The 658-nt window shown below is 44.5% G+C and carries 3 tRNA genes and 1 rRNA gene; all 4 read right to left on the bottom strand.

Features of this window, described 5'->3' with window-relative positions:
- Positions 1 to 199: 199 nt before the first annotated feature.
- A tRNA-Ala gene (locus tag PMAL9190_RS19970) sits at positions 200 to 275 on the bottom strand.
- Between the two features lie 42 nt (positions 276 to 317).
- Positions 318 to 393 (bottom strand) — tRNA-Val (locus PMAL9190_RS19965).
- A gap of 26 nt (positions 394 to 419) precedes the next feature.
- Positions 420 to 495: transfer RNA gene (locus tag PMAL9190_RS19960), tRNA-Glu, on the bottom strand.
- A 94-nt stretch (positions 496 to 589) separates the two neighbouring features.
- Positions 590 to 658: ribosomal RNA gene (locus tag PMAL9190_RS19955) — 16S ribosomal RNA — on the bottom strand; the annotation flags it as partial.

Below are 658 nucleotides of genomic sequence, written 5' to 3'. Positions count from 1 at the left end.
AAAAGTGAAAACAAAATCAAGACACTTGAATGTGTGTTGTTTTGAGAACTCGTTCTTCTTTCGAAGAACATTTTTAAAATCAATCTATCGATTGAATTTACTAGTCAGCTTTCCAGATTGTTAAAGAACATGTGTTTTGTCATTTTTAACAATGACTAATCCACTTTCTAATCACACTCTTACGAATGTATTTAGAAAGTGGTGGAGCTATGCGGGATCGAACCGCAGACCTCCTGCGTGCAAGGCAGGCGCTCTCCCAGCTGAGCTATAACCCCATCAAGTTTTACTTCTTAGGAGAAGTTCTATTCAAAAGAAAGTGGTGGGCGATACCGGGCTCGAACCAGTGACCCCCTCCTTGTAAGGGAGGTGCTCTCCCAACTGAGCTAATCGCCCATCGTTTTACTTCCGATGAAAAGAAGTGGCGTCCCGTAGGGGAGTCGAACCCCTGTTACCGCCGTGAAAGGGCGGTGTCCTAGGCCTCTAGACGAACGGGACTAAGTTTTCTAAGTTATGGGTAACTTAGATGTTCTTTTACATTTTAACCAGGCAATCTGTGTGGACACTGCATAAAACAGTATAAGTCTTTAGGTAAGGAGGTGATCCAGCCCCAGGTTCCCCTAGGGCTACCTTGTTACGACTTCACCCCAGTCATGAACCA

The sequence above is a fragment of the Photobacterium malacitanum genome (assembly GCF_900185615.1).
In the GTDB taxonomy this organism is placed as follows: domain Bacteria; phylum Pseudomonadota; class Gammaproteobacteria; order Enterobacterales; family Vibrionaceae; genus Photobacterium; species Photobacterium malacitanum.
Note: the sequence above shows the minus strand (reverse complement) of the source record. Positions and strands in the feature narration are given on the sequence as shown.